At 71.5% G+C, this 22,937-nt stretch carries 22 protein-coding genes; 8 read left to right on the top strand and 14 right to left on the bottom strand.

Features of this window, described 5'->3' with window-relative positions:
* Positions 1–35 precede the first annotated feature (35 nt).
* Positions 36–908: a GNAT family N-acetyltransferase gene (locus tag FLV34_RS09645; protein WP_147942915.1), complete on the bottom strand. Its 873-nt coding sequence runs from the start codon at positions 906–908 to the stop codon at positions 36–38.
* A 228-nt stretch (positions 909–1,136) separates the two neighbouring features.
* Between FLV34_RS09645 and FLV34_RS09640 the strand changes: the two genes are divergently transcribed.
* Entirely contained in the window at positions 1,137–1,799 is a 663-nt protein-coding gene (locus FLV34_RS09640) for a GNAT family N-acetyltransferase (RefSeq protein ID WP_142649053.1), read from the top strand.
* Here the strand turns inward: FLV34_RS09640 and FLV34_RS09635 are convergent.
* Positions 1,774–2,184, bottom strand: a complete 411-nt coding sequence (locus tag FLV34_RS09635) for a DUF2000 domain-containing protein (RefSeq protein WP_142649052.1) — start codon at positions 2,182–2,184, stop codon at positions 1,774–1,776. The genes FLV34_RS09640 and FLV34_RS09635 overlap by 26 nt on opposite strands.
* A 66-nt stretch (positions 2,185–2,250) precedes the next feature.
* Here FLV34_RS09635 and FLV34_RS09630 point away from each other — a divergent pair, with 66 nt between their 5' ends.
* Positions 2,251–3,078 (top strand): AraC family transcriptional regulator, encoded by an 828-nt coding sequence (locus FLV34_RS09630; protein WP_261985717.1) that lies wholly within the window; start codon positions 2,251–2,253, stop codon positions 3,076–3,078.
* Here the strand turns inward: FLV34_RS09630 and FLV34_RS09625 are convergent.
* Both FLV34_RS09625 and FLV34_RS09620 read right to left on the bottom strand, forming a co-directional pair.
* A complete protein-coding gene (locus FLV34_RS09625; protein ID WP_222709459.1) occupies positions 3,054–3,308 on the bottom strand; it encodes a hypothetical protein in 255 nt (84 codons plus the stop codon). The genes FLV34_RS09630 and FLV34_RS09625 overlap by 25 nt on opposite strands.
* Positions 3,309–3,324: 16 nt before the next feature.
* Positions 3,325–3,786: a PPOX class F420-dependent oxidoreductase gene (locus FLV34_RS09620; RefSeq protein ID WP_147942914.1), complete on the bottom strand. Its 462-nt coding sequence runs from the start codon at positions 3,784–3,786 to the stop codon at positions 3,325–3,327.
* A 469-nt stretch (positions 3,787–4,255) separates the two neighbouring features.
* Here FLV34_RS09620 and FLV34_RS41350 point away from each other — a divergent pair, with 469 nt between their 5' ends.
* Both FLV34_RS41350 and FLV34_RS09610 read left to right on the top strand, forming a co-directional pair.
* Positions 4,256–4,447: a DUF5999 family protein gene (locus FLV34_RS41350; protein ID WP_147942913.1), complete on the top strand. Its 192-nt coding sequence runs from the start codon at positions 4,256–4,258 to the stop codon at positions 4,445–4,447.
* Between the two features lie 38 nt (positions 4,448–4,485).
* Positions 4,486–5,001 carry an ATP-binding protein gene (locus FLV34_RS09610; protein WP_142649050.1) on the top strand — a complete coding sequence of 172 codons (516 nt, stop codon included), beginning with the start codon at positions 4,486–4,488 and terminating at the stop codon, positions 4,999–5,001.
* On the opposite strand, the gene FLV34_RS09605 is transcribed toward FLV34_RS09610, so the two are convergent.
* From FLV34_RS09605 to FLV34_RS09560, 9 genes are all read right to left on the bottom strand, one after another.
* Positions 4,964–7,372, bottom strand: a complete 2,409-nt coding sequence (locus tag FLV34_RS09605; protein WP_147942912.1) for a LuxR C-terminal-related transcriptional regulator — start codon at positions 7,370–7,372, stop codon at positions 4,964–4,966. The genes FLV34_RS09610 and FLV34_RS09605 overlap by 38 nt on opposite strands.
* Positions 7,373–7,526: 154 nt before the next feature.
* Positions 7,527–7,751 (bottom strand): hypothetical protein, encoded by a 225-nt coding sequence (locus FLV34_RS09600; RefSeq protein WP_147942911.1) that lies wholly within the window; start codon positions 7,749–7,751, stop codon positions 7,527–7,529.
* A gap of 73 nt (positions 7,752–7,824) precedes the next feature.
* The gene (locus tag FLV34_RS09595; protein WP_142649047.1) at positions 7,825–8,298 is read right to left on the bottom strand and encodes an NUDIX hydrolase; all 474 of its coding nucleotides are present in this window, start codon (positions 8,296–8,298) and stop codon (positions 7,825–7,827) included.
* A 30-nt stretch (positions 8,299–8,328) separates the two neighbouring features.
* A complete protein-coding gene (locus FLV34_RS09590) occupies positions 8,329–9,309 on the bottom strand; it encodes a GlxA family transcriptional regulator (protein ID WP_147942910.1) in 981 nt (326 codons plus the stop codon).
* Positions 9,310–9,362: 53 nt separating this feature from the next.
* Positions 9,363–10,598 (bottom strand): YbfB/YjiJ family MFS transporter, encoded by a 1,236-nt coding sequence (locus FLV34_RS09585; protein WP_187280588.1) that lies wholly within the window; start codon positions 10,596–10,598, stop codon positions 9,363–9,365.
* 159 nt (positions 10,599–10,757) lie between these two features.
* The gene (locus FLV34_RS09580) at positions 10,758–11,189 is read right to left on the bottom strand and encodes an ester cyclase (protein WP_147942908.1); all 432 of its coding nucleotides are present in this window, start codon (positions 11,187–11,189) and stop codon (positions 10,758–10,760) included.
* Positions 11,190–11,562: 373 nt separating this feature from the next.
* Positions 11,563–12,147, bottom strand: a complete 585-nt coding sequence (locus tag FLV34_RS09570) for a GNAT family N-acetyltransferase (protein ID WP_147942907.1) — start codon at positions 12,145–12,147, stop codon at positions 11,563–11,565.
* Positions 12,144–12,419, bottom strand: coding sequence for a DUF1778 domain-containing protein (locus FLV34_RS09565; protein WP_260617352.1), 276 nt, complete (start codon positions 12,417–12,419; stop codon positions 12,144–12,146). The genes FLV34_RS09570 and FLV34_RS09565 overlap by 4 nt, the downstream gene beginning before the upstream one ends.
* A 74-nt stretch (positions 12,420–12,493) precedes the next feature.
* Positions 12,494–13,225 (bottom strand): MBL fold metallo-hydrolase, encoded by a 732-nt coding sequence (locus FLV34_RS09560; RefSeq protein WP_261985716.1) that lies wholly within the window; start codon positions 13,223–13,225, stop codon positions 12,494–12,496.
* A gap of 73 nt (positions 13,226–13,298) precedes the next feature.
* Between FLV34_RS09560 and FLV34_RS09555 the strand changes: the two genes are divergently transcribed.
* Together FLV34_RS09555 and FLV34_RS09550 are read left to right on the top strand one after the other, a co-directional pair.
* Entirely contained in the window at positions 13,299–14,129 is an 831-nt protein-coding gene (locus FLV34_RS09555; RefSeq protein WP_261985715.1) for a putative RNA methyltransferase, read from the top strand.
* 359 nt (positions 14,130–14,488) lie between these two features.
* Positions 14,489–16,285, top strand: a complete 1,797-nt coding sequence (locus FLV34_RS09550) for a prolyl oligopeptidase family serine peptidase (protein ID WP_147942906.1) — start codon at positions 14,489–14,491, stop codon at positions 16,283–16,285.
* A 97-nt stretch (positions 16,286–16,382) separates the two neighbouring features.
* On the opposite strand, the gene FLV34_RS09545 is transcribed toward FLV34_RS09550, so the two are convergent.
* Positions 16,383–17,921, bottom strand: a complete 1,539-nt coding sequence (locus FLV34_RS09545) for a PP2C family protein-serine/threonine phosphatase (RefSeq protein WP_142649040.1) — start codon at positions 17,919–17,921, stop codon at positions 16,383–16,385.
* A 152-nt stretch (positions 17,922–18,073) separates the two neighbouring features.
* On the opposite strand from FLV34_RS09545, the gene FLV34_RS09540 reads away from it, so the two are divergent.
* On the top strand, positions 18,074–22,285 hold the full coding sequence (locus tag FLV34_RS09540; protein ID WP_142649039.1) for a HAMP domain-containing protein: 4,212 nt from the start codon (positions 18,074–18,076) through the stop codon (positions 22,283–22,285).
* 3 nt (positions 22,286–22,288) lie between these two features.
* On the top strand, positions 22,289–22,915 hold the full coding sequence (locus FLV34_RS09535) for a two-component system response regulator (RefSeq protein ID WP_142649038.1): 627 nt from the start codon (positions 22,289–22,291) through the stop codon (positions 22,913–22,915).
* Positions 22,916–22,937: the final 22 nt, after the last annotated feature.

Below are 22,937 nucleotides of genomic sequence, written 5' to 3'. Positions count from 1 at the left end.
CCCGATCGGAGCGGCCCGATGAGGATCGACCGAGGTCAGCCCATCGCGAGCATCATCGGGGCGAACATGCGGGCCCGGTCGCCGGGCATCGGCCTGCCGCCGCGGACCATGAAGGACGTCGAGAACGCCTCTGAAAGGCCCCGCTCGCCGAGCCGGCGCAGCAGGCTCGGCCGGGAGCGGTCGGCGTCGATCCGCACCAGCCCGTCGGCCCGGCGTGCGAGGTCGATCACGAGCGCGTGGGCGGCCTCCTCGTCGTCGACGACCACCGGCCCGATGAACAGGGTGCCGCCGTTGCGCCACGACACGGCGTAACCGGTGAGCCCCGTCTCGTCCTCGGTGACCCTTACCTCCTCGGCGAAGGCGAACAACCGCGTCAGAAGTTCGGCCCGGTCGGCGCCGAAGACCTCCCCGTCGAGCGCCAGCAGGGCGCCGAGATCGGCGTCGAGGTCGGCGTCGAGGTCGGCCGGCCTCGTCCGTACGGGGTCGTCCCCGACGCGCAGGCGCCCCACGCGCGCCTCGGTCACGCCCACGGTCTCGAAGCCGAGCTTCTCGTACAGCGGCCGGCCGAACTCGGTGGCCCAGAGGAAGACGGTCGCGTCACCGGCCGTGTCGAGCACGTGCGTCATCAGCCGGCGGCCCAGCCCGCGTCCGCCATACCGCGTGGCGACGAGCATCATGCCGATGCCCGCCGCTGTCGTGCCATATCGGGTGAGCGCGACCGTGCCCGCGAGATCTCCCGAAGGGGCGTCGATCGCGTAGACCTCGGCGTTCTCCAGGAGGAACAGCCACTTGCGCTCCTCCGGGGCCCAGTGCCTGTCCACGCTCAGGGCGACGCATCGATCCAGGTCCCCGGGTCCGAGCCGGCGTACGGGAAGCTCGGCGGCCGGCGTGTTGAGCGGGTCGGGCATGCGGTTTCTCGTCCCCGGTTTCTGCCCGCGTTCTTCGTTCTTCGTCCGCGTTCTCCGTCCGCGTTCTTGGTCGGCGCTCTTGGTCGGCGCTCTTGGTCGGCGCCGGGCCCGTCGGCCCCGGCGCTCAGGGCGGCACCAGAGACTAGCCGCACCCCCGGACCGGCGGAAACCGATTATTTCGGCAAAAACCGCTGTCCAGCGGGCGGCCGATCTTGTCACGATCGTGCCATGCGACACTGGCCGCTCCTGGCACTACGACTGACCACCCCACGGCTGGAGCTGCGCCTGCCCGGCCTCGACGACCTGGACGCGCTCGCCGATCGGGCCGCCGAGGGGGTGCACGACTCGGGCGAGATGCCGTTCGGCGAGCCGTGGACGGACGCCCCGCCGCACGAACGCGCCCGCTCCACCGTCCAGGTCCACTTCCGGCAGTGGGGCACCTGGTCTCCCGGCCACTGGGCGTGCTCGTTCGTGACGGTGTGGGAGAGCCAGGTGGTCGGCGTACAGGAGATGCGGGCCGTCGACTTCGCCGTCACCCGGGAGGTCGCCACCGGCTCGTGGCTCGGCAGGCGCTTCCACGGCAAGGGCATCGGCACCGAGATGCGCGCGGCCGTCCTGCACCTCGCCTTCGCCGGGCTCGGCGCGCGGTACGCCCGGTCGTCCGCCTTCGCCGACAACGCCGCCTCGCTGGCGGTCTCCCGCAAGCTCGGCTATCGGGAGGACGGGATCGGGGTCTTCAACCGCAGGGGCGAGGCCGTCGTCCAGCAGCGGGTGCGCCTGTCACGCGACGAGTGGAGGACGCCGGACGGGTTCGAGATCCACAACCTCGCACCCTGCCTCCCCCTGTTCGGAGTCGCGGAGGGGATCACGGATGCAGGGGGAGCCCCTTGAGCGTCTTGTCCACGGCGTTCCTGGGACCGTAGACGGCCAGCCCGACGAGCGGCATCTCCTCGGCCGTGACGGCCCGTACGGCGGCGCGGTTGTCCACGTCGTTGCCGGTCTTGAACATCTCCTCGATGTAGACGGCCGCGGCGAGCCCGCGTTCGACGGCACGGGCGCGCACGCGGGCCAGCCCGGCGGGGTCGGCGGCGTAGACGAGCACGGGCTGGCGGAACATCGGCAGATAAGAGGTGCCCGAGCCGTCCTCGTACCGCTCCCCGATCACCTCGGGGGCTCCCCCCGCGACCGCGCTCGCCAGGAACGCCGTCACGTTCAGCTTCTGCCACACGGCGAGGTCCTCCCGGACCACGATCCCGATCTTGGTGTCGAAACGCATGCGCCCCAGCCTGCCCGCACGCACCCGGGCGGTCTTGTACGCTCGTGCGCCCCGCACAATGGTGGGGTGGCACAGGATTGGTCCCGCTACTGGCGCTCTCCCGACCGGTCGCTGGAAGCCATGCACGCCCACTTCGCGCAGCACGTCTATCACCGGCACAGCCACGAGACCTATTCCTTCGGCGTCACCGAGGAGGGCCACCAGGCGTTCACCTGCCGTGGAGCCGCGCACACGAGCGTGACGGGCATGGTCATGGCGTTCAACCCGGACGACCCGCACGACGGGCACGCCGCCGACGCCCTCGGGTTCACCTATCGGATCGTCCACATCGGGCCCGAGCTGGTCACCGGCGTGCTGGGCGACGTGGCCGGGCGGGAGACGGGGCCGCCGTTGTTCCCCCACCCCGTCGTACGCGACCCGGCGCTCGCGGCCGGGCTCCGGGCGCTGCACAGGGCCCTGCTCGGGGGCGCCGGCGTCCTCCGCCGCGACGAGTTGCTGACCGCCGTCGTCTCCTCGATCGTCCGGCGTGCCGCCACCCGGCCGGTGCGGGCTCGGGAGGCCACCTCCGCGGACGCCCGCCGCATCGCCGAGCGGGTGCGCGGCCACCTCCAGGACGCCCCGCTCGCCGACGTCACCGCCGACGACCTCGCCGCCGTGACCGGGCGCAGCAGGTTCGCGGTCTATCGCGCCTTCCGTGCCGTGTACGGCATGGCGCCCAGCGACTACCAGCGCCTGCTCCGGTTGCGTACGGCCCGGCGGCTGATCGCGCAGGGCCGTTCACTGAGCGACGCGGCGGCCGAGGCGGGGTTCGCCGACCAGAGCCACCTCACCCGCTGGTTCGTCCGCTGTTATGGCATAAGCCCGGGCAACTACCAGGCGGCCGCGGCGGCCTGATTCACGCCGCCCTCGAGCACCGGGCGCGGGCCGATCCGGTCGGCCGGGGTGCCGAACGCCGGTTCGAGCACGACCTCGGCGCCGTCATACAGGGCGAGCAGCAGGCCGGGCCGGAGCGGGGACGCTCCCGCGCCGTCACCGGCCACACCGAGACCGGCCGCGATGCCGTGCGCGCCGAAGGCGGTGGTGAACCCGGCGGCGTACAAGGGCCACAGGCACGCGCGGCTCACAGGCCGGTGCGATGGGTCACGCCAGGCGCGGCGGGAACCCGCCGGTGGCCACCGGGCCCCAGGACGTCGGGGTGATCCGCACCAGCGACTTGCCCTGGCGGACCATCGCCGCGCGATACTCCTCCCAGTCGGGGTGCTCGCCGGAGATCGAGCGGTAATACTCGACCAGCGGCTCCAGGGCCTCCGGCAGGTCGAGCACCTCGGCGGTGCCGTCCACCTGCACCCACGGCCCGTCGAAGTCCTCCGACAGCACCACGACGCTCGTGCGCGGGTCACGGCGGGCGTTGCGGGTCTTGGCGCGCTCGGGGTAGGTGGACACGACGATGCGGCCCTCGGCGTCGACTCCGCACGTCACCGGAGACGCCTGGGGACCGCCGTCACGCTTCGTCGTGATCAGGATCGCCCGGTGGTGACCCCGGATGAAGTCGAGCAGCTCCTCACGGGAAACCTTCTCTGCGGTCGCGATCCTCGGACTCATGCTGTCTCCTCGCCTCCGGCTCGAAGTGGCATGAGCCAGGCGCCATGCCTCTCGCTCCGCTCACTCATGCGCTCTCCTCGCCTCCGATGCGGAGCGGCATGTCGTGCCCATTTGATCCGCTCCGCTCATTCATGCCCGTCACTTTAGTGACCGTCCGGAGGCGGGGCTCCGCTCCACCAGGCAGGTGACGCCGCCGAGCAGGAGCCGGAGGCCGAGAACCAGGCGCGGGCCACGGAGAACCCGGGCCGTGGGGCGTCCGAGGCGTCCGTTGACCGGGCAAAGGACCCGATCTCCCTGGACGAGTGAGGGACCCGTGGCTCTTTACCTGTCCTCTACCCGACTAGCACCCACTACGTACGTATGTCGCGAACAGGTATCGATACGGGTGTTTTCCCCCTCCTCGCACCAAGGCACAAGAGGGCAGTCTGAAAACGTCCTAAAGAGTGCATGAGAGTCAGGGGGACCGATCATGTGCCAGCACCACCCGCAGTGCCCGTCAGCGGACGCACCTGACCGCAACGCGGCCTGTCTGATCGCTTTCCACCCGGAGCAGGGATGGGGCCTGCTCTGCAACGGCGTGGTGCTCTTCGACGACAGCGGTGAGCTCATGCCGGATGGTCGCAGCATCCCGGCTCGCGCTTCTTTGGGGTGTGCCGCATGAGTCTGCTCACTCCTGTTCAGGACGATTCGTTGTCATCCGTGTCACCGTCAGCGCAGAGCGGCGAGACGCAGACCGCCCGGCAGCACCGGCACTCCGCGATCCGGCACCGCTGGGACGCGCTGCGGAAGCGGGTGGGCGACCTCGCGATCCGGCTTGTGGAGGAGCCCGACGTGGAGACGGCGTCCTGGCGACTGCCCGCCGACGTCACCTCCGCCGGGCTGGCCCGGCGGCTGGTCCACGAGCGCCTCACCACCTGGGGCATGGAGGACCTGTCCGACGTGACCCAGCTCCTCGTGACCGAGCTGGTCACCAACGTGGTCTGCCACACCTGCTGCGGTGACCTTGTCGTACGGCTGTCGGCCGTCGAGGGGCTGCTGCGCTGCGAGGTGGAGGACACCGACGGCACGATGCCCCAGATGGCCCAGCCCTCCTCGGGCGAGGAGCACGGGCGCGGACTGCGGCTGATGGACACGCTGGCCTGCTGCTGGGGCGCGGAGCGCACCCGCCAGGGCAAGATCACTTGGTTCGAGCTGCCGGCTTACGCCCTCCACTGACCGGCCCGGTCTTCGGGCCTGCGGCACCGTCCGCGACCTGGCCGTCCGCGCCCTCGCTCAGTCTTTCCTTCACCCAGGCGGCGACCTGGGCGCGCGACTTGAACCCCAGCTTGTCGAGGATGTGCTCGATGTGGCCTTCCGCGGTGCGCTGAGAGATCACCAGTCTCCCCGCGATGTCCTTGTTGCTCAGTCCCTCGGCGACAAGGTGCGCGATCTCCGTCTCTCTGCGCGTCAGCGGCGCGATCCGGCCCTCGAACGGCGCGGGCCCCCGCGCGGCGGCGGGCGCTCGTTCGAGCAACGCGTATTCCAGGGCCTCTTCCCTCGTCAGGGCCGCGCCCCGGGAGAACTCGGCCTGGAAGGCGCGCTCGCCCAGCGCCTCCCGGGTCACCGCCTCGCACTCGTCGTGATATCGGCTCATGTGGCGGAACTCCGCCAGTCGCGCGCCGACGGCCTGCCAGCAGGTCTGTACGACGCCGAGCATCCGGGCCGCCCGCTCGTACTTCTGCTCACCCGCGGCGAACCAGGCGTGGGCCTCCAGGTTCATGCCCATGCCGAGCTGGTCGCCCAACGCCGTGTTATAGCGCAGGCTCTCGTTGTCGATCGCGCAGGCCGCGCGCACGTCGCCGCGGTGCCAGGCGTCGATCGCCAGCGCCAGCAGCGCGTACGCCCGGTGCCAGACCTCGCCGTGCAGGTCGCAGAGGGCCACGCATTCCTCGGCGAGATCACGGGCGGCCGGACGGCCGAGGAACGCGTTGGCCAGGGCGAGCCGGTTGAGTGCCAGCGCGAGGCCGATGGGGTTGCCGGCGGCGCGGTGGATGGCCTCCGCCTCCTCATATCGCCGCATGCCGCTTTCCAGGTCGCCCCCGGACACGGCCGCCATGCCGTACAGGAACGCGATGTAGCCGAGCGTCACCCGCAGCCCGAGCCGCTCGGCGATCGACGCGGCCTCATCCAGCCGGGCGAGCGTGGTGGTGTAGTCGCCCCTCAGCAGGGAGATCCAGGCGCCCGCCCACAGCGCGTGGGCGCGCACCTCGCCGGGTTCGGTCGCGGCGGCCAGGCTCCGGTCGAACCAGCCCGCCCCCTCCGACAGGTGGTAGCCGCTCCAGTGGTAGAGCAGTTCGGCGGTCATCGCCAGGCCCGTCTCGGCCTCTCCCGGCTCGCGCAGCGACCAGTCCAGGGCCTTGCGCAGGTTGGCGTGGTCGCGCTGGAGACGTTCCACCCACGATTGCTGGGCGGCGCTGAACAGCTCCGCCCAGGCCCGCGAGGTGATCTTCCGGTAGTAGTCGCGGTGGCGCCGGTGCAGCGTCGCCTCCCCGCCGGACTCGGCCAGCCGTTCCCGGCCGAACTGCCGCACGGTGTCGAGCAGGCAGTAGCGGACCATGCCGTCGGACTCCCTGCGGAGCAGGACCGACTTGTCGACCAGGCCCGCGATGAGTTCGAGCACGTCCTCGCGGGCGATCCCGTCGCCGGCGCACACCTGCTCGGCCGCCTCCAGGTCGAGGCAGCCGGCGAAGACCGAGACCCGCTGCCACATCAGCCGTTCCTGCTCGGTGCACAGGTCGTAGCTCCACTCGAACAGCGCCCGCAGCGTACGCTGCCGGGGCAGCGCGGCCCGCGAACCCCCGGTGAGCAGCCGGAACCGGTCGTCCAGCCGCTCCAGCACCTGCCGCACCGACAGGGCGCGCAGCCGTACGGCCGCCATCTCGATCGCCAGGGGCAGGCCGTCGAGCCGGCGGCAGATCTCGGCCACCGCGTCCTCGTTCTCCTCGGTCACCTCGAACCCGGGGACGACCGCCGCGGCCCGCTCGGCGAACAGCCTGACCGCGTCCGACTCGGCGAGCGGCACCGCCGAGTCGCCGTCCGGGGTGGGCGTCGAGAGCGGCGACAGCTCCACGATCTGCTCGCCGGCGATGCCCAGCGCCTGCCTGCTCGTGGCGAGGATCCGGAGCTCGGGAAGCGCGTGGACCAGCGTGTCCACGAGCACCGCGCACTGGGCGAGGAGGTGCTCGCAGTTGTCGAGCACGATCAGGGTCTGCCTGCCCCGCAGGCGTTCGATCAGCGCGTCGAGCGGCGACCGGGTCGAGTGCTCGTTGACCGGCAGCGCCTCGGCCACGGCCTGCACCAGAAGATCCGGATCTTCGAGCGCGGCCAGTTCGATGAACCGCACGCCGCCGGGGAAGGTCCTGCGTACCTCCTCGGCCACCCGCAGCGCGAGGCGGGTCTTCCCCACCCCGCCCGCGCCGATCAGCGTGACCACGTGCGAGATCCCTATCAGGCGTTTGAGCTCGGCCAGCTCGTGGCGCCGCCCCACGAAGCTGGTCACCTCCGCGGGCAGCCCGTCCAGTTCCCCCCTGGCAACTCTCGTTCGCATCGCGGTCATGACGCCCACGCCGCCCCCGTCGTCCTGGCACAAACCACCACGTCGTGGCACATACCAGCGTACAAACGCAGGTCAGGCCGTGCTCTGCCCGCTCGTCGGGGCGTACGCCCCGCCCTTCGCCGGGTGGGGCGCCCGGGCGGCGGGCTCAGCCCTTCATCCGCCGCAGGATCTGCTCGCGCCTGAGCTCCAGGTCGTCGATGAGCGCCTCCTGCTGCTCGACGTTGGTCAGCAGGGTGGCCCTTTCCGCCGGATCCGTGGGCGCGTCCCAGCTCTGCCCGATCTCCTCGCGCATCTGCGCGGTCTCCCTGCGCAGGCGCTCGATCTGGGCCTCCAGCTCTTCGAGCTCTTTCTTGAGCTCCGGATCGTCCATGCCTCACCGTCCCGTCGCGTCACGCGCGTTCGCCGTGGCGTGTTCGTCCACCCCATTCCACGGGGACGGCAAACTATTCGGCGACGGTGACAGGGAGATAGACGGTCTCGCCGGTCGCGCGGGCCCGCTGCGCGGCCCTCAGCCGCGCCACCAGGTAGGCCGGCATGAGGGTGGCGGCCTGCTCCGCCGTGAAGAACCCGTAGTCGTCCAGCTCCTCCTCCTGGAGGACGACGCCTGTGCCGTCTTCGAACGTGCCGCAGTCGAACAGGAAGTGGACCAGGGGGATCGGCCGGTCGTCCAGCGGCGGCACCCACTGGACCACGAGGAGGCGGCCCACCTGCCGGGTGAGGCCCAGCTCCTCGGCCAGCTCGCGGCCACAGGCCGCCTCGGGCGACTCGCCCTCGTCGATGTGGCCCCCCGGCCAGCCCCAGTGGTCGCGATAGCCGGGCTTCACGAGCAGGACCCGCCCGGAGGAGTCGGTGAGGAAACCGGCCGCAGCGGCGGCCACCTTGAACAGCCCCGCGTAGAAGGCGTCCGCCGGGATCATCGCAGCTCCGATCTCATGCCCCGAGCCTAGCTACGCGCCGGTAGTGCGGAAACGCGACCGATATGCGGCGGGCGGCACGCCGATCTCCCGGACGAACGCCCGCCGCATGGTCTCGGGCGTGCCGAACCCGGCATGCCGCGCGACCACGTCGAGCGGGTCGTTCCCTGCCTCCAGCAGGCCCCGCGCCGTCTCGACCCTCACGAGCTCGACGTACCGGGCGGGGGTCATGCCCGTCTCCCCCTTGAACAGCCGGGTGAGCTGGCGGACGCTCAGCCCCGCCCGGGCGGCCATCGCGGTCAGCCCGTGATCCGCGGCCGGGTCGACGGTCACCGCGTCGAGCACCTGCCGCAGGGTCCCGCCGCCCGTGCCGCCGGAACGCAACCGCACGCTGAACTGCGACTGGCCGCCCGGCCGCTGCATGAACACCACCATGTGCTTGGCGACCGTCCGGGCCAGGCCGGGGCCGTAGTCCTCCTCGACCAGACCCAGCGCCAGGTCGATTCCGGACGTCACCCCCGCCGAGGTGATCACGCGGCCGTCCCGGACGAAGATGGCGTCCGGGTCGACCGTCACACGGGGATAGCTGAGCGCCAGGCGGTCGGCCAGGTCCCAGTGGGTGGCCGCCCGGCGTCCGTCGAGGATCCCGGCCGCCGCGAGGACGAACGCCCCGGCGCACACCGACGCCGTGCACCCGGCCCGCTCCGACAGCAGGCGGATCTGGTCGAGCAGCACCGGGTCGCGTTCGGTGGCCGCGACGTCCGGGCTGCCCGGCACGAGCAGCACGTCGGGAGACTCCCCGCCCAGGTCCTCCAGCGCCAGGTCGGCGCCGAGCCGGACGCCGCCGCTGGTCCTGATGTCCCGCCCGCCCGGGGAGGCCGTCCGCAGCCGGTACGTCGCCCCGTGCTCGTTGGCGACGGTGAACACCTCCAGGGGGCCGGTCACGTCCAGCAGCCGGACGCCGTCGTACACGACGACGACCACGCAGTGACCCGCCCGCGTCCGGACGCCCATGCGTCCAGTCTGCGCCACCCCCTTCCGCATCGCCGACCCCGCCGGAGAGCCGGTCAGGACGGGGTGTGCTCGCGCTGGAACAGGGCGGCGACGGCGGCGAGGACAAGCAGGACCGCCGACAGCCACAGGCCCCGGGCGATGCCGCCCTGGCCGTCGGACAGCAACCCCGACACCAGGGGCCCGGCGGCCTGGCCGAGCGAGAAGGCCACGGTCAGCACCGCGATGCCCGCCGTCCAGCCGTACGCGGGGAGCATCCGCCGGGCGATCACGGTGGCGGCCGTGGGACCGGCCATGAAGCTCGCGCCGAAGACGACGGCCGACAGCAGCGCGGCGGCCGATCCGGGGCTCATGAGCAGCACGGGCAGCACACCGAGGAAGACCAGCGCGGCGACGAGGGCGGGGGCGCGCCCGCCGCGCAGCCGTCCCGCGAGGTGGCTCCACACCGTCAGCGTGGCGACCGCCGAGGCCGCGCCGAGCACGACGAAGAACACGGAGACGATCGAGGAGCCCAGTCCCTGGGTGCGCAGCAGTGCGACCGCGAACGTCATGTAACTGACGTATCCGGCGCCGAACAGCACGTACCAGACCAGTGTGGGGGCGAGGCGGCGCACCTGACCTGCGGTGAGCATGGCCGCGTGCGGGCCGGTGGGCTCCGCGACCGCGCGGGCGCCGAGCCAGGCGGGCAGCAGGGCGGCGACCGAGGCGAGGCCCATGAGCAGCCAGCCGAGCCGCCAGCCCGCGTCCTGCCCGGCCGACAGCGCGGCCGGCACGACAAGCCCGGAGATCACCACGCCCGCGCCGACGCCCGCCATGTAGATCGCGACCGGCAGCGCCGCACGGCCGCGGCCGGCGCCGGTCGCGACACGTGAGGCGAGAGCGGAACCGACCACGAACGCGACCGCAGTGGTGAATCCCCCGGCGAAGCGCAGGGCGAGCAGCACGGGGAAGTCCGCCGTGGCCGCCGTCGCGCACAGGGACAGCGCGCTCACCACGAGCCCCCACAGGAACGCGGCGCGGTTGCCGAGCCGCCGCGCCCAGAAGGCGGCCGTGCCCGCACCGATGATGTAGCCCAGCGCGTTGGCCGTGTTCATGCCGCCCGCCTGCGCGTACGACCAGTGCAGCCGCTCGTGCATGGCGGGGAGCAGCAGCGCGTAGGCGAAGCGGGTGAAGCCGAGCGCGACGACCGGTCCCGCGGCCAGGCCGAGCGCGGTGAGGGCCTGCCGGGCGGGTGACGCGCCGACGGGCGCGGGGGATCCGGCGACGACGCCGGGGGAATCGACAGGACGCATGCCATGTCCTCCTGATGAACGGGTGCAGGAATCACCTGGCATCAATGCGCCCGGCCGGGCGATCCATCGCCGCCGTATGGGACACGCATCCCTCGGATCCGGCCATAGGGGCATGTGCCCGCACATACGCTCGCCGGGGTCCGTGCGGGAGAAGACCCGTCAGGCGGTCGGGTCGAAGGTCAGCGGCATGCGCAGCCCGAGCTGCGTGTAGAGCCCCAGCTGGTCGTAGTAGTAGCGCTGGCTGACGATGAGGTCGTTCGCTATGTGCCAGAACCAGGAGACGCGCAGAGAGGTGAAGCGTCCCGTCGGCTCCAGGACCTGGCCGTCGGCGATCAGGTAGGGCCCCCGATGGGTCCCCGTGGCCAGCAGCTCCGTCGCCAGCGCGTCACCGTGGCCGACCCTCCCCCAGAGCAGGAGCCGCAGATCCGGAAATCCCTCCCAGATCTGCAGGAAGTAGGAAGCGATCTCATTCGGGTTCCCCGCCTCGAACTCCGGCCCGACCACCACCGCGTCCAGCGTGAAGCACCGCAACACGGCGTCGATGTCATGGTCGTTCATCGCGGCGATCATGCGGTTCACGACGTCGGACATCGGAGCCCCCTCTCCGGACAAGCGTATCGAAATGCCGACAAACAAGGAGGAAAATCAACGCCACCGGCCTCCCGGAGACCGTCGCCGGGAGGGTGCTGGTCGGCTTCGACTACGCCCGCACCTTCAACCCGGCCGAGCACATCGGCGTGGCGACCGGCATCGTCAACGGCGGTGGTTTTCGCCGCCTCGATGTCCCTGATCGCGCTCGTCGGGATCGTCATGGACCTGCAGAACGACTTCCGCTGGGCGTTCGCCGTGCAGTATCCGATCTGGCTGCTCGGGGCCGTACAGGTGATCCGCTATCGCGCCCGCCGCCGCGCCGCTCCGCGCACCCCCGCCGTCCCGGCCCCCGCCTCACCAAAGCCCGCCCGCGTCAACTGTCGCGGCCGTTCTCCACGTCAACCGCCACCGTGCAGCCGGGGATCGTCCCCGGCACGTCATCCCACGCACCGCCGGGAACTGCCCGTCGCAGGTCCTTCATCAGCAGCAGGAGGTGCAGCGGGTCGCTCGGGCTCTGCTCGAACGCGGCGAGCCGCAGATAGAAGGCCCGTGCCGTCTCGCTCTCACAGTGGATGAGCATGGCTCGCACACCGATCTGATCTGCGACCCGCACCACTCTCCGGAGAGCGTCCACCACGAGCGCCCGTCCGAGCCCAATGCCCTGTGCGGCTCTGTCCACTCCCAGCCTGGCCAGGATCACCACGGGTTGTGCGTGACGACCGGCCCCCTTGGGCAGCCGCGCAGGAGCCTCGCCGAGCCTGACGCTCCCGGCCGCGAGCGCGTAGTAACCCACCACCTTGCCAGAACCGATGTCGCGGACGACATAGACGCGACATCCCCCGCTCGCGTGCGCCTGTAGCGCATGGCGCGTCAGCCACTCACTCTGGGCGGGAGAACCACAGTCGAAGCCGTCGAGGTCGTCGTCTTTGGTGACGGGGGCAACCTGAGACAGCTTCACGGGCCTTCGTCCAGGATCGTCGGAGCCCTCATGAGCTCGGCGAGCCCCGGCACGTCACGGGACTCCCGGGACAGGGCCGCGTCAAAGGCCTGCCACTGCTCCTCATCAAGCCGGAAAACCGTCCGGTCCGCCAGCAACTCGCGGGCGGCCGTGGTAGCCGCACCGAGGACGAATGAGGAGACGGTGTCCCCGGCAGCCTCGCTCGCGTTCTCCAGCAGCCGCTTGGTCTCCGCATCCACGCGCAGGTTGATGCGCTCCTCCTTGGCACCCACGATTAGAGCGTACGTACGTTGTGCAGCCATAACCAAGAGCTTAACAAGAAGATGAGCGAAGAGCGACCGGATGATTACTTCATGTACACGAAGGGGTCGGGGAAGTGGGCGGGGGCGAGGACGGCGGCGCGGGCGAGGACGTCCGTGCGCGTCCGTACGGCGAGGCCGGGGTCCTCGTCGTACACGTAACGGATCGTGGGATCGGCGAGCTGCACGGGGTGGTGCAGGACGTCGCCGCTCATGACGACGTCGCCCGCCTCGACGCACTGGTGGCCGGGCGTGTGCCCGGGGGCGTGCAGCACCCGGACGCCGGGCACGGCTTCCACGTCGCCGTCGGCGACGTCGAGCAGGTCCCGCAGGGGATCGAGGATCAGCTCGCGCACCGGGGCTGAGGCCCACTCGACCTCCGCTCGCTGCACGATGTGGCGGGCGTTCGGGAAGACGGGCGCGCCACCCGCCACCGCGCCGCCCATGTGGTCGCTGTGCAGGTGGGTGAGCACCACGACGTCCACGTCCTCCGGCGCGGTCCCGGCGGCGGCCAGCTCCTCGGTCAGGCGGCCGGGCAGCGGCGCCCAGGTCGCGGGCGAGTCCGCGCCGCCGATCCCGGTGTCCACCAGGACCGTACGGCCCGCCGCCCGCACCAGGTAGCAGTGGAAGTGCAGCACCCACTCCTCGTCGGGCGCGAACGCGGCACCGGCGAACATCTCGGGCAGCGGTTTGCGGACCGGATCCTTCATCGGCCCCACGGCATCGCAGAGCGGCACGATCTCGGCACCGGACACGATTCTCGGCTCATGGTGCGACATCGCACCACCATAGAGGCCAATGTCGGTCTCCCCTGGGAAAGCCGGCTTGCCGCCGGTTCGCACTCCGCTCGGGGTGGATGATGGACGGGTGCTCGCCGACGTCATCGACCACCTCGTCTGCCCGGCCTGCCGTACGGCGATCCACCTGGCCGAGGGGTCGGTCAGATGCGCACACGGCCACTCCTTCGACGTGGCGCGCCAGGGATACGTGAACATGCTGACCCGCCCGGCCGGCACGGCCGACACGCCCGCCATGGTGGCCGCGCGGGCGCGCTTCCTGGAGGCGGGCCACTACGCCCCGCTGGCCGGCCGCCTCGCCCGGCTGTGCGAGGGCGCCGCCGTGGTGGCCGACGCCGGCGCGGGCACCGGCTACTACCTGGCCGCGGCGCTCGGCGACGCCGCCGTGGGCATCGCGCTCGACGTGTCCAAGCACGCGCTGAAGCGGGCCGCCCGCGCGCATCCCCGCATCGGCGCCGTGGTGGCGGACGTGTGGCGGCCGATCCCCGTCGCCGACGACCGCGTCGACGTGCTGCTCAACGTCTTCGCGCCGCGCAACGCGGAGGAGTTCGCCCGGGTGCTGCGGCCGGGCGGCACGCTGGTCGTCGTCACGCCCGGCCCCGGCCACCTGAGCCCGCTCGTCGAACGGCTCGGCCTGCTCAACGTGGACGAGGACAAGGACCGCCGCCTGGACGACGCCCTGGGCGGCCGGTTCACCCGCGTCGCGGAGGAGACCCAGGAGATCGCGCTCTCCCTCGGCCACGAGGAGATCGAGGCGGTGGTCGGGATGGGCCCGAGCGCCTGGCACACCCGCCCGGAGGAGCTGGCCGCGAAGATCGGCGGGCTGCCCGACCCGGTGCCGGTGACCGCGTCCTTCCACATCACCCGCTGGGCCGTCACCCGCTGAACCCTCACCCGCTGAACCCTCACCCGCTGAGCCCTCACCCGCTGAATCCTCACCCGCTGGATCATCACCCGCTCCTTCACCCACAGGACCGCCACGTCCTGACCACGCGGCACCGGTCACGCGCGCAGGATCGCCACGCCCCTGGTGGGATGGTGCGATGGCACGGATGGCGCGGATCGCGGGGGTGACCGCCGTTTCCGAAGCTCGACGTGGCGAGCCGCGCCCAGCTCGCCGGGCTGGACCTGTCCTGACGGGCACGCCGCCGAACTTGTGGCCCGACATCACCTGTTTGTCAGGCATTGTCGCGTCTGGCGGGACATACTGAACCCGACCCCGTAGAAGCGCAGGGGAGGGCCGGCATGAAGGCCGAGGAACGCTGGCAGGCCAGGTTCCGGGCACCCCGCGTGACCCTGCCCACGTGGGCGCGCCAGGCGCCGCAGCGGGCCGTCTATCGCGGCAACGCCTCGGGCTCCTGGGAGATCTACGCCTGGGACCGGGCGAGCGGCCAGACCCGCCAGGTCACCGACCGCCCCCACGGCACCCGCCATGGCGCGATCGACCCCACCGGCCAGTGGATCTGGTGGTTCGGCGACACACCCGGCGACACCGACGGTTATGACGATGGGTTCGGTGTGTGGTCGCGCCAGCCGTTCCACGGCGGCCCGGACGTGCCCCTCGCCATGCCGCCCGGCCACCCCTGCGGCCTCGCGCTCGCCTCCGACGGCGCCGCGGCCGTCGGCCGCTCCTCCCGGGACGGCTTCGAGATCCTGCTGGCCAGGCCGGGAAGCGAGCCGGTCACGCTGTATCGCAACGACGAGTACGCCGCGGTCGCGGACATGTCGCTCGACGGCTCGCTCATCGCCGTCAACCACAGCGAGCACGGCGACGTCATGCACCCCGCCCTGCGGGTGATCAGGGCGAACGGCTCGACGGTCGCCGAGCTGAACGACGGGCCGGGCCGCGGTGTGACCGGCGGCAGGTTCGCCCCCGTCCCCGGCGACCGGCGCCTGCTCGTCCTGCACGAGCGCCGGGGCCGCCGCGAACCGCTCGTGTGGGACCCGGTCACCGGCGAGCAGCGGGAGATCTGGCTGCGGGTGCGCGGCGAGATCTCCGCGGACTGGTACGACGACGGCCGGGCGCTGCTCATCATCCACACCCAGCGGGGACGCACCGAACTGCTCCGCTACGACCTCGCCGGAGGCGGCCTCACCCCGATCGAGAGCCCGCACGGGGTGATCGAGGCGGCCGCGCCGCGCCCCGACGGCACCGTCGAGTACGCCTGGTCGAGCGCCGCCCACCCGCCGGTCGTCAAGTCGAGCAACGGCCACGTGGTCTTCAGCCCCGGGCGCACGCCGCCGCCGTCCGTGCCGCTGGAGGACATCGACGTGGAGGGCCCCGGCGGGCGCATCCACGCCCTCGTCTCCCGGCCGGAGCGGGTGGCCGCGCCCTACCCCACGGTGTTCCTCCTGCGCAGCACGCTGCCGGGGTTCGGCGGCGGCCCGGGCGGCCAGGACGACGACTCGTTCCGGCCGCAGGTCGCGGCATGGGTCGACAGCGGCTTCGCGGTGATCAGGGTGAACCACCGGGGTTCGGCCGGGTACGGCTCGGCCTGGCGCGACGCCCTGCGCGGCGACATCGGCCACATCGAGCTGGCCGACGGGGCGGCGGTACGCGAGTGGGCGGTGGAGCGCGGCATCGCCGACCCCGACCGTCTCGTGCTCGCCGGCCGGGCGTGGGGCGGTTACCTGACCCTGCTGGCGCTCGGCACCCAGCCGAAGTCGGGGGCGGCGGGGATCGCCGCCATGCCGATCGCCGACCACGCGGCGGCGTACGAGGACGAGGCCGAATGCCTGCGCGCGGCCCACCGGGCGCTGCTGGGCGGCTCCCCGGCCGAGGTGCCCGAGCGATACGCCGCGTCCTCCCCGATCACCTACGCCGACATGGTGCAGGCGCCGCTGCTGATCCTCACGGGCGCGAACGACCCGCGCGGCCCGGCGCGGCAGGTCGAACGCTACGTGCGGGCCCTGGCGGACCACGGCAGGGAGGCGTGCGTCCACCGGTGCGGCGCCGGGCCGGGCACGTCGATGGTGGAGGAGCGGGTGCACCAGATGGCCGCGTCGATCGACTTCGCCGTCCGCACCCTGGGCCGTTCCTAGCGGCTGTCCCGCGAACCTCTGCCGGCCGGTCACCGCGCCGGAAGGAACCTCCGTCTTCGGCGGGGCGGCAGCCGCGCGCCGGAAGAAAACCCTCCGGCTAGGGCGCGCGCAGGACGAGGATGGCCAGGTCGTCGGCGCTCGGCTCGGGCGCGAAGTCCTGTACGGCGCGGCGGATGCGCTCGGCCACCGCGCGGGCGGACAGATCGACGCACTCCGCCAGCAGCTTGGCGAGGCCGCCGTCGTCGTCGAGCAGCCGATCGCCCGCGCGCCGCTCGGTCACCCCGTCGGTCACGCCCAGCAGCACGTCGCCGGGGGTGAGCCGCAGGTTGTCCTCCTGGAACTTCGCCTCGGGGAACACCCCGAGCAACGACTGCGGCGAGGCGACGACCTCCACGACGCCGTTCGGCCGCAGCCGCAGGGCCTCCGGATGCCCGGCCGAGACGAGGCGGATGTCGAGGCCCTCCGGCACGACCGTGATCTGCCCGTGCAGCAGCGTCAGGAAGCGGGCGCGCTCCCCCTCCTCCAGGATGGCCTGGTTGAGCCGGCCCACGACGGCGGCCACGCCGTACCCCTCGCGGGCCAGCAGCCGCAGCGTGTGCCGGGCCAGGCCGGTGACCGCGGCGGCCTCGGGTCCGGTGCCGCAGACGTCGCCGATCGCGAAGCGCCAGACCCCGTCGGCGATCGGGAACAGGTCGTAGAAGTCCCCGCCGACCTCGTTGTTCTCCCCGGCCGGCTCGTAGATGACGTGGAAGTCGAGCCCGGGGGTCGTGGGCTCGTCGGGCGGCAGGAGACTGCGCTGCAGCGCCCGGTTGGCCGCCGCCTGCTGCGCGTACAGGCGGGCGTTGTCGAGCGCGAGCGCCGCGCGCCTGCTGAGGTCCTCGGCGATCTGCATGGCCTCGTCGGGGAAGCGGTCGCGCCGGCCGAGGCACATCACGCCGAGCCGCCGCCCCCGGGCGGTCAGCGGGTAGGCGAGCGCCTGCCAGTCGCTCATCGGCAGCACGGCGGGGTCGTCGTCGCCCGGCAGCGCGATCTCCTCCAGCTCGTCGCGCATGGGGTCGATCTGGGTCTCGTCCGCGTGCCAGAGGTAGGCGGGCCGCAGCTCCCCCATCCCGTCCTGGTCGGTGTAGACGGCGCACCAGCTCGCCAGGCGGGGCACCACGATCTGGGCGATGATCGCCGGGACCATGTCCGGGTTGAGCGTGCCCGCGAGCAGGTCGCTCGCGTCGGCGAGGAAGCCCAGCCAGCCGGGGCCGTGCGCGGCCTCCAGCAGCCACTCGTCGCTCTGCACCGGCTCCCCGCCCGGCAGCTCCAGGCGGGCCCAGCGGGTGCGCAACGACGAGGTGAAGGTGACGCCCCACGTGATCGCGTCGGCCGGCGGCCCGAAGTCGTGGCCGTCCGCCTTCTCCCGCACCTCTATCTGGACGGACTCGCCGTGGTGGAGCCACACGACCTCGAAGGGCGCGCCGACGGCGTCCGCGACCAGTTCGCCCACCAGGCGCTCGGCTTGGGGATACACGGACATCGCGGCCCACGCGGTCATCACCTCGCGCGTGAACCGCTTTACTTCGGGTACGGCCGTCTCGCCCGGCGTGAAGGACGCCGCGAGGACGGCTCGAGGGGTAGTCGCCACCACCATTGTGCTTACCACACTTCCTGCTGACTTCGGGTCAAGCAAGGGGCCCCGCACCCCACGGAACGTGACAGACTGGCATGGAGTCCGCGGCTGGACAGGCCGTATCAGGCCGAACGCCTTGGTCGCGTCAGCCCCGTCGGGGTAAAGGAGGCTAAATGTCGCCCGCCAACGCCGAGCTGGCCGGGACCGAACGGGTCTACCGCGAATCCGATCTCGTGCCGTTCCTGGAAACGCTCATCACATGGCGTGACGGCGACTTCCGCCGTCGCGTCTCCCACGCCCCGCCGGGCATCCTCAGCGAGATCCGGCTGCTGCTCAACGAGGTGGCCGACCGGCGCGAACACCTCGCCAACGAGCTCGCCCGGGTCCGCCGCGAGATCGTCAAGGAGGGCCGTTTCACCGAACGGCTGAGCCCCGGGCCGGGCGTCGGCGCGTGGGCGGAGAGCGTGGGCTCGGTCAACGAGCTCATCGATGCCATCGTGACGCCGGTCAGCGGCGCCGCCGACGTCATCGACGCGGTGGCCAAGGGCGACCTGTCCCGCCGGATCGACGTGGACCGCGCGGCCCGGGGCGAGGTACGCCGCCTGGGCAAGGCCATCAACGGCATGGTCGACCAGCTCTCCCTGTTCACCTCCGAGGTGACGCGGGTCACCCGCGACCTCGGCACCGAGGGCAAGCTGGGCGGCCGGGCCAACCTGCGCGGCATGTCGGGAAGCTGGCGCGATCTCACCGAGGCCGTCAACACGATGTCCGACCGCGTCTCCGCGCAGGTCCGCGACATCGCCGAGGTGACGACCGGAGTCGCGCGAGGCGACCTGAGCCGCAAGGTCACCGTCGACGCCGTCGGCGAGATGCTGGAGCTGAAGCACACCGTCAACACGATGGTCGACCAGCTCTCGGCGTTCGCCGAGGAGGTCACCCGCGTCGCCCGCGAGGTCGGCACCGAGGGCAAGCTGGGCGGCCAGGCGCAGGTGCGCGGCGTGTCGGGGGTCTGGAAGGACCTCACCGACAACGTCAACTTCATGGCCAACAACCTGACCTCCCAGGTGCGCCAGATCGCCGTCGTCTCCACCGCCGTCGCGCAGGGCAACCTGACCAAGAAGATCACCGTAGACGCCCAGGGCGAGATCCTCGAACTCAAGGAGACCCTCAACACGATGGTCGACCAGCTCTCGGCGTTCGCGGACGAGGTCACCCGCGTCGCCCGCGAGGTCGGCACCGAGGGCAAGCTGGGCGGCCGTGCGGAAGTGAAGGGCGTGTCGGGCGTCTGGAAGGACCTCACCGACAACGTCAACTCGATGGCCAACAACCTGACCTATCAGGTGCGCAACATCGCCCAGGTCACCACCGCCGTCGCCAACGGCGACTTCACCCGCAAGATCGACGTCGACGCCCAGGGCGAGATGCTCGAACTCAAGAGCACCATGAACACCATGGTCGACCAGCTCTCCTCGTTCGCCTCCGAGGTGACCCGCGTCGCCCGCGAGGTCGGCACCGAGGGACGGCTGGGCGGCCAGGCACAGGTGCGCGGCGTGTCGGGGATCTGGAAGGACCTCACCGACAACGTCAACTTCATGGCGAACAACCTGACGTCGCAGATCCGTCAGATCGCCGTCGTGTCCACCGCGGTGGCGCAGGGCAACCTGTCCAAGAAGATCACCGTGGACGCCCAGGGCGAGATCCTTGAGCTCAAGGACACGATGAACACGATGGTCGACCAGCTCTCGGCGTTCGCCGACGAGGTGACCCGCGTCGCCCGCGAGGTCGGCACCGAGGGACGGCTGGGCGGCCAGGCGCGCGTTCCCGGCGTGTCGGGCGTCTGGAAGGACCTCACCGACAACGTCAACTCGATGGCCAACAGCTTCACCTATCAGGTGCGCAACATCGCCCAGGTCACCACCGCCGTCGCCAACGGCGACCTGACCCGCAAGATCGACGTCGACGCCCAGGGCGAGATCCTCGAGCTCAAGAGCACCATGAACACCATGGTCGACCAGCTCTCCTCGTTCGCCTCCGAGGTCACCCGCGTCGCCCGCGAGGTGGGCTCGGAGGGCCAGCTCGGCGGCCAGGCCCGGGTCGAGGGCGTCGAGGGCACCTGGAAGCGGCTCACCGAGAGCGTGAACGAGCTGGCCGGCAACCTCACCACCCAGGTGCGCGCGATCGCCCAGGTGACCAGCGCGGTCGCCCGCGGCGACCTGACCCGGTCGATCACCGTCGAGGCGCCCGGCGAGCTGGCCCAGCTCAAGGACAACATCAACACGATGGTCGCCACGCTGCGCGAGACGACCAAGACCAACCAGGAGCAGGACTGGCTCAAGTCCAACCTGGCCAGGATCTCCCGCCTGATGCAGGGCCACCGCGACCTGATCGAGGTCGCCCGCCTGATCATGAGCGAGCTCACCCCGCTCGTCTCGGCCAGCCACGGCGCCTGCTACCTGTACGACGACGGCCGGCTCAACCTCATCGCCGGGTACGGCATCCAGCCGGGCTCCACCCCCAAGCCGAGCTTCGAGCTGGGCGAGGGCATCATCGGCCAGGCCGCGCTGGAGGCCAAGCAGGTCATCCTCGAAGGCGTGCCGGTCGACTCGATCACGGTCGAGACCGGGCTCAGCCGGTCGAACCCGGCGCAGATCGTCGTGCTGCCGATCCTCTTCGAGAACAAGGTGCTCGGCGTCCTGGAGATGGCCTCGTTCACCCAGTTCAGCGAGGTCCACCTGGCGTTCCTCACCCAGCTCGTCGAGACCATCGGGGTCACGATCAACACGATCATGGCCAACTCCCGCACCGAAGACCTGCTCACCGAGTCGCAGCGGCTCGCGATCGAGCTGCAGGAGCGCTCCGACGAGCTGCAGCGCCAGCAGGAGGAGCTGCGCCGGTCCAACGCCGAGCTGGAGGACAAGGCGGCGCTGCTGGCCAAGCAGAACCGCGCCATCGAGATCCAGAACTTCCAGATCGAGCAGGCCCGGCGGACGCTGGAGGAGCGGGCCGAGCAGCTCGCGGTGTCCTCGCGCTACAAGTCCGAGTTCCTCGCCAACATGTCCCACGAGCTGCGCACCCCGCTCAACAGCCTGCTCGTGCTCGCCAAGCTGCTGACCGAGAACGACGAGGGCAACCTCACCCCGCAGCAGGTGGAGTTCGCCCGGACCATCCACGACGCCGGCTCCGCGCTGCTCCAGCTGATCAACGACATCCTCGACCTGACGAAGGTCGAGGCCGGCCGCATGGACATCCATCCGCAGACGATGTCGCTGTCCGCTCTGGTCGACTACATGGAGGCCACCTTCGCGCCGCTGGCACAGGACAAGGGCCTGTCGTTCACGGTCCAGGTCGACCCCTCCGTTCCCGACGACCTGAGCAGCGACGAGCAGCGGCTGCAGCAGGTGCTGCGCAACCTGCTGTCCAACGCGGTGAAGTTCACCCACGAGGGCGAGGTCAGGCTGGAGGTGACCCGCGCGCCCGCCGACGTCACCTACGTGGACGAGAAGCTGCAGGGCTCGCCGGAGGGCATGCTGGCCTTCCGTGTCGTCGACACCGGCATCGGCATCGCGCCGGACAAGCTCGAAGTGATCTTCGAGCAGTTCCGCCAGGCCGACGGCACGACCAGCCGCAAGTACGGCGGCACCGGCCTCGGCCTGTCGATCTGCCGGGAGATCGCCCGCCTGCTCGGCGGCGAGATCCACGTGCAGAGCGTCCCCGGAGAGGGCAGCACGTTCACGCTCTATCTGCCCTCGGACTACTCGGGGCCGCTCGCCGCGCCCGACGGCGGCGCGATCGCCACCCCCACGGAGCCGGACGTCCGTGAGGACGAGGTGCCCGAGCTGCACATCAAGGACATCCTCCCGGAGATCCCCCTCCCGACCGACCTCCCGGTCCCCCCGTACACGCCGCTGGTGGACGGCAACGACTGGCAGGGTGAAGATCCGCTGTCCGGGGCAAAGATCCTCATTGTGGACGACGACATCCGCAACGTCTTCGCGCTGACCAGCGTGCTGGAGCGGCACGGCTCGACCGTCGTGTACGCCGAGAACGGCCGCGAGGGCATCGAGCAGCTCGAACGCAACGAGGACGTGGCGCTCGTGCTGATGGACATCATGATGCCCGAGATGGACGGCTGGGCCACGACCTCGGCGATCCGCACCATGCCGCAGTTCGCCGACCTGCCGATCATCGCGCTGACGGCGAAGGTCATGCGGGGAGACCGCGAGAAGAGCATCGCGTCGGGCGCGTCAGACTACGTGCCCAAGCCCGTCGACGTCGACCGGCTCCTTGAACGCCTGCGCGGATGGCTCATGCGCGGGCGCAGCGGGGGCACAGAACGATCGAGGGGCGTGCCGTCCCCAGAGTCCCGAGACTCCCAGGAGGCATGATCAATGCCCGACCGCGCCAGGGTCCTGCTGGTCGACGACCGCGAGGAGAACCTGATCGCCCTGGAGGCGATCCTCAGCTCGCTGGACGTCGTGCCCGTACGGGCCCGGTCCGGTGAGGAGGCGCTGAAGGCCCTCCTGTCCACCGACTTCGCCCTGATCCTGCTCGACGTGCGCATGCCGGGCATGGACGGCTTCGAGACCGCCGCGCACATCAAGCGGCGAGAGCGCACCAGGAACATCCCGATCATCTTCCTGACCGTGGTCGACAGCGCCCCCGACTACGCCTTCCGCGGGTACGCCGCGGGGGCCGTCGACTACCTCACCAAGCCGTTCGACCCCTGGGTGCTGCGGGCCAAGGTCGCCGTGTTCGTGGAGCTCTACACGATGAACCGGCGGCTCGCCGAGCAGGCCGCGTTGCTGCGCGAACGCCTGTCGAACGAGCTGCCGGGCGGCGGCGACCACACCTCCGTGCTGGCCGAGCTGTCCAGCCGCGTCACCGCCGTGGAGGACGAGCTGCGGCGGGTGCGGGAGCTGGCGGACAAGTCCGGCGACACGCCCCTGAACGGCGCCGTCACCGAGCTGGGCGAGCGCGTCGCCCACCTGCGCGCCGGGTTCGACGCCCTCGGCTGACGACCGCGCGTCGCGACCGGAC

It is taken from the genome of Microbispora sp. CSR-4, from assembly GCF_008033685.1.
Lineage (GTDB): Bacteria > Actinomycetota > Actinomycetes > Streptosporangiales > Streptosporangiaceae > Microbispora.
The sequence above is the reverse complement of the archived record's forward strand: the minus strand, read 5'-3'. Positions and strand labels throughout refer to the sequence as shown.